Annotated in this window: 8 protein-coding genes; 1 reads left to right on the top strand and 7 read right to left on the bottom strand. The window is 44.3% G+C overall.

The features are described 5' to 3' along the window. The first annotated feature begins 274 nt into the window (after positions 1-274). On the top strand, positions 275-643 hold the full coding sequence (locus LC574_RS23870; protein WP_229456045.1) for a Dethiobiotin synthetase: 369 nt from the start codon (positions 275-277) through the stop codon (positions 641-643). Between the two features lie 81 nt (positions 644-724). Here LC574_RS23870 and LC574_RS23865 read toward each other — a convergent pair whose 3' ends face one another. The 7 genes from LC574_RS23865 to mgtE all read right to left on the bottom strand — a co-directional run bounded on the left by LC574_RS23865 (position 725) and on the right by mgtE (position 5,032). After that, positions 725-1,225, bottom strand: a complete 501-nt coding sequence (locus LC574_RS23865; RefSeq protein WP_229456044.1) for a hypothetical protein — start codon at positions 1,223-1,225, stop codon at positions 725-727. Between the two features lie 31 nt (positions 1,226-1,256). After that, positions 1,257-1,394 (bottom strand): hypothetical protein, encoded by a 138-nt coding sequence (locus LC574_RS23860; protein WP_229456043.1) that lies wholly within the window; start codon positions 1,392-1,394, stop codon positions 1,257-1,259. 111 nt (positions 1,395-1,505) lie between these two features. Further along, complete coding sequence (locus tag LC574_RS23855) at positions 1,506-1,985, bottom strand: hypothetical protein (protein WP_229456042.1); 480 nt, start codon at positions 1,983-1,985, stop codon at positions 1,506-1,508. Positions 1,986-2,203: 218 nt separating this feature from the next. Next, a complete protein-coding gene (locus LC574_RS23850) occupies positions 2,204-2,773 on the bottom strand; it encodes a DUF2854 domain-containing protein (RefSeq protein ID WP_229456041.1) in 570 nt (189 codons plus the stop codon). Positions 2,774-2,841: 68 nt separating this feature from the next. After that, the gene (locus LC574_RS23845) at positions 2,842-3,432 is read right to left on the bottom strand and encodes an RNA-guided endonuclease TnpB family protein (protein WP_368736730.1); all 591 of its coding nucleotides are present in this window, start codon (positions 3,430-3,432) and stop codon (positions 2,842-2,844) included. A 12-nt stretch (positions 3,433-3,444) separates the two neighbouring features. Next, the gene (locus LC574_RS39210; protein ID WP_368736729.1) at positions 3,445-3,513 is read right to left on the bottom strand and encodes a helix-turn-helix domain-containing protein; all 69 of its coding nucleotides are present in this window, start codon (positions 3,511-3,513) and stop codon (positions 3,445-3,447) included. 166 nt (positions 3,514-3,679) lie between these two features. After that, positions 3,680-5,032 carry a magnesium transporter gene (mgtE, locus tag LC574_RS23840; protein WP_229456040.1) on the bottom strand — a complete coding sequence of 451 codons (1,353 nt, stop codon included), beginning with the start codon at positions 5,030-5,032 and terminating at the stop codon, positions 3,680-3,682. Positions 5,033-5,450 lie beyond the last annotated feature (418 nt).

The following is a 5,450-nucleotide window of genomic DNA, read 5'->3' as shown; positions in this document are numbered from 1 at the left end:
CGCTAACGCTGCGCTATCGCTAACGCTGCGCTATCGCTAACGCTGCGCTATCGCTAACGCTGCGCTATCGCTAACGCTGCGCTATCGCTAACGCTGCGCTATCGCTAACGCTGCGCTATCGCTAACGCTGCGCTATCGCTAACGCAACGCTTACACAAAACGTAATTGCGAACTTGTACTGAGCGTAGCCGAAGTATTGCGAATTGCGAATTGCGAATTGCGAATTGTTTAATAGGTATTCCTGCTGAAGCAAAATGTACGCTAAACTGGCCACATGAATTACGAAACAGCTCGGAAACTCCTCATAGATCAGACAATCACAACCGAGGAAAACCCAGATGCGCTGTTGACGCGTATGAAACACGGGAAACCACCCGTACCTGGTCAGATCACCTCGATTTTGTTGGCATTGAAAGTGGTGTTTGAAGCCCTCAAAGATGCAAAGAGCCTAGACCGAGAGCTGGCTTTGACCCTTTACCAGTTAAGCATTAAGGCGCAACAGCTATTTGCCGCAGGGCGTAAAGCCGGGGTTGATTGGCCGCCACTACTGAAAGAAGATTTGCTACGAATTTCCTTAGCATCTGAAAGTATCTTTTCGGGTACATGGCAAACCCTCGCTCCTATAGGGTTGGGGAAGTTGTAGAACACAGTCATCTTTAAACGAGAAAAGATGAGGGAAATGAGGGGGATGAGGGAGATGCTTTCAAGGGTAGGTGTTTAAAAATTAGGCAGAAGAGAAGGTGATTTTGGGAACACTGAGTTCTGGAGTAAATGTAGGCCAGGGTTGAGGAAAAAAACCACCCAGCGGTAATGTCAAATGATTGAGAAATGCGGCTTTAATAACTAAATAGCCGCGTCGAAAACACGAGAGCCAACGGTTTTTCTCCCTGTATTTCAAATTGCGTCTGGCAATATGATTGGGGGGTAACTCATCCACACTACTGATGGGCAGATTGGCATCAACGGCACCCTTCGGGTTCGCCAGTTGCTTCAAGTCGGCATTGCCCGCCCAACGCACTGGCTCACCACCAACACTGACTTGCCATAAAATAGCGATTGCGTAAGCCAACCAATGTCTTTGGGCCCGTTTGGGGTGAATCATTTTAGTTTGATGCCATGCCAAACCACCGCGTTTACCATCCTTAAACATACACTCAATCCAAGAACGCATTGAGTACCAATAAGCATCCGCCACTTCAGGAGGTAAATCCGTGACAATCAGCACTGCGTGTCGGTATAACCCTCATCCCAACGTCCTAGAAGTGTGCATCTAACCCTTGTTGGTTTTGAAACAAGTCACCAATCCTTTCCACCATATCTTGGTCAAAGGTGACACTAATTGTACCTTGGGGCAGAGCTACAATCGCATTCGGTGCCGGGTTAGTCGCTGCCACCTTGGGTGCAATCACAGGGTTGAATATATCTATTTGATGGGACTGTGAAAGTAAAACGCGACCATCATCTGTAGTTGTGATATTTTCACCTCGGCTACCACCAGACGCTACCTACACGTGTTGTAAGGTGGCCAAATCAACCATTTGCAAGTCACCATTGTTGTTGGAAACAAACAACAATCCTGCCAACCGACTACCAGCTTTACCAAAAGCGATAGAATCTACAGGGGAATCAAATTCAAGTATCTTTTCTGCCTGACCTTTATCGTTAAAGCGGACAATATCACCGCGATATGGCCAAGTAGTTGCCCAGAGTTTACCATCAGCGTTAAATGCTAAACTATCTACACGCAAATCGCTGTAATGAGTAAAAGTTTCATTGATAGGATTGAAGATTTCAATGCCCTTGCCAGAAGAAACGTAGATTAATCCGGTGACCGCTTGAATTGCTAAAGCTTGAGTAATACTATCTCCGTACTGCTTGACAATATTACCCGTTTGAGCATCAAGTTGTAGTAAGGGGCCACCACCCGTAGTTGCCCAGAGGCTACCATTGCTATCAGTCGCTAGGTTAAAAATGGGATACTGCAAAGTGGTAATCGGAGTAGATGCAGCCCCACCTGTTGCTCCTAAGTTGTATAGAGAACCACGGTTGGCACCACCGCTAGCCAGTACTGAACCATGCTCCCCTTAATCCCCTCCGCGATGCTTTGGGGAGGGAAGACAAAGCGCAGCTTTGGCTCTTTGGGGTAATTCGGGTTTAATAAGTAATCAAGCGGACATGATATAACGATAATTTTTGTTATTGACTATTGACTACTGACTAGTGACTCTTTTTGAGTATTGATTAGTGCTAGCTCAATTTTATTTTCAGATGGCTGCGTTATTTGAACCTCCAATCCAGGGCCAAAATAGTTGGTCATTTTTTCCTGCTTTTTTTGCCAGACATCAATTGGTATTAGCGGTGAATCAAATTCTAAAATTAGGGCATAGTTGCCATTGACTTCTGTTTCTCGCAAACCTGTTACTGTTGGTCGTTCCTGGTCCGAGGGACTCAAACCCAGAAAAGAAAGTGTTGTATCTAGATGAGCATCTTGACCGTAACAATATCGGGTGATGTCTTTGCGAATTTTATTTTGAGTATCAGTTGCTTGCTGTTGGCGCAATATCAATGCTGACGGTGACGTAGTTTGGGTAAAGGGTACTGGCTTGAGTTCATTAGCTTTCAATGCCAATCCTCCCAACAATAGAGGAATTCCGTAAAAAAATCCGACAAGATTTATTGTGGCATTATTAGCACCATAAGCGACGAAACCCATGATGGTTAATATGCTGCCGATAGTTAAACCGAGTGTTCCCAAAGAGATTTGGCGTAGCATGAGCTTAAATTAGTATAAAGTCTGAATACCTCAGTTTTATTATCATCGGCTATGAATAAGTGAACTACCTACGGTGACGCTTCTCTACGAGAGGCTTCGCCAACGCGTATACCGTAGGCTTCCTGTCCAACAGAAAGCGCAGTAGTGGATTTCTTGCGTCCTCCCTTACTCCGACTTACATCTGGGCGACAGGCTTTATCCCCCGTTCCAGAGGTCAAACCTTCGGCTTCGCTCAGGTTAAAAACTTGTACTGAGCGCAGTCGAAGTATCCGTAGTCCCTCATCTCTGAGGTTGATGCTTGCGTTGATATCTCTATCATGCTTAGTTTGGCACTTTTCACAAGTCCAATTTCTTATATCTAGTAGTAAACTACCAACTTGATTAAGACAGACATGACAGGTTTTTGAACTAGGGAAAAATCTATCAACTTCTAGATAAACCTTCCCTTCCATTTCTGCCTTGTATTTCAGCATGGTGCAAAACATTCCCCAGCCAACTTGGTGAATAGATTTTGCCAATTTATGATTCTGCATCATGCCTTTAACGTTGAGATTTTCAAGCACTATAACTTGGTTTTCGTTAACTATCCTACGAGATAGCTTGTGTATAAAATCTTCACGGCAGTTAGTTATTTTTCTGTGAACTCTAGCAACTTTAATTCTTGCCTTGATTCAAGCTTGGGCTAGCAATTGTTGTTGTTGGACATCTGGATATAATCTGACTTTAACAACCTTTAACATCTTAGAATAAAATCAATTTGCTATAAAACAGTATAACACAAGCTCAGTACAAGTCAGGACAGGCTCAGTACAAGTCGCTCAAGGCAAGTCGCGGTTCCTGAGCGTAGTCGTTCGCGCAGCGTTCCGCAGGGAAGGGTAGTACAAGTGCTTAATGCCCCATTCCCTTTCAAGTTGGTAAATGGAAAACGTTTAAAGCTAGAGAAATTAGGCTAAGGAACGTTAAAAACCCAATTGTATCTAGCATTGTAGTCACTAACGGGCCACTAACTAAAGCAGGGTCAAGCTTCAGCCGTGTCAAAGCCATTGGCAGCAAAGTGCCGAGTGTAACAGCCACAATTGTATTAGTTGCCATTACCATTCCGGCAATTAAAGCCACCCATCGTTCTTGGGGTCGCGCCCAAATTAAGGAAAGCAGGATCATCGTTGTGGCTAAAGCTAGGGCTGTACCTAAACCAGCTAGAAGTTCCTTGCGAAGAATTTTCAAGGTATCTTTGGGTGTTACCTCGCCCACTCCCAAGCCACGGATTGTCACCGTTAATGATTGAATCCCAACAGTACCACCAGTGTTAGAAAAAATCGGCATGATGACTGCTAAAACTGGCACTGCGGCAATTACAGATTGAAAAGGCGCGATCGCACTGGCTGCACCAATATATAGTGCCATGATGCCCAATAGCCAAGGTAAGCGGTTGCGGATGGTGAGCAAGGGAGAGGATAAAGCTGCTTCATCACCACTGACACCCGCCAATTTTTGGATATCTTCTGTGGCTTCCTCTTGCAAAATATCCATGACATCATCAATGGTGACGATGCCTACCAATCGGTCTTCTCGATCAACCACGGGGATAGCAATTAAGTCGTAGCGCTGCATGATTCGCGCCACTTCTTCTTGGGGGGTTTCAGTTCTAACTTTGATGACGCGATCGCTAGCAATATCTTTGATGAAAACATCGGGAAAGGTAAACAGCAATTGACGTAGTGAAACTACTCTCACCAGCGTTCGGTTGTCATCTGTAACGTAGGCGTAGTAAATCGACTCCTTGTCTTCATCCTGACGGCGGATTTTGCTCAGGGCTTCACCTACAGTCAATCCTTGGCGTAATCGGACATATTCGGTTGTCATCACCCGCCCAGCCGTGCCTTCTGGATAGCCGAGAATCGTTGCTGTTGCTTGCCTTTGTTCTGGACTCAGTTCTTGTAATAGCCGTTTGATTACCCCAGCAGGTAGTTCATCAAACAATTCTGCTCGTTCGTCGGGACTCATCGCTTCTACAAGTTGCACTACCTGGACATCATGTAGAGAATTAATTAGTTCTTCTTGCACCTCTGTAGGCAGATATTCAAATACATCAATTGCCTGAGCTTTGTTGAGTAAACGAAATGCGATCGCCCGTTGTTGTTCAGGCAATTGTGTAATGTAGTCTCCGACATCTACAGGTTGCAAGCGATTTAAATCCCATTTTAACTGGTTTAAATCGGTAGTATCAGTCAGCAAATCACGAATATCTTGTGTAAGCATGATTATATCTCCTAAGTCTCCCCCGCGCTGGGAGACTTCCTCGCCAGATCAGAGGAAGTTGATACTGCCATCTGGTGGACTATAGCCCATAAAATTTCAACAACTCAATATCGATATCTAAATTAAGGCATCGCTAGTCATCATCCTAACCCGGAATAGCAATCTCCGGGAAATACTGAATATTAGCATTCAGCATCTATGATATTTCTCAGCCGTAAGTAATTTAATTCCCCTAAGTCTCAGGTAATTTTTGTCTAACTTAAAGTAGATTTTACTACTGCCATAAGCTATGTGTCTTGCCAATCAACGAATTTACTCGCAAATTTTATATAGTTAAAATATTTACAATATCAATAGGTAATATTTGGTATTAAGCAACTTCATGTATAGTCACCTGGACGACGGAGAATCAGAAATG

It is taken from the genome of Nostoc sp. CHAB 5715, from assembly GCF_020829685.1.
Lineage (GTDB): Bacteria > Cyanobacteriota > Cyanobacteriia > Cyanobacteriales > Nostocaceae > Nostoc.
Note: the sequence above shows the minus strand (reverse complement) of the source record. Positions and strands in the feature narration are given on the sequence as shown.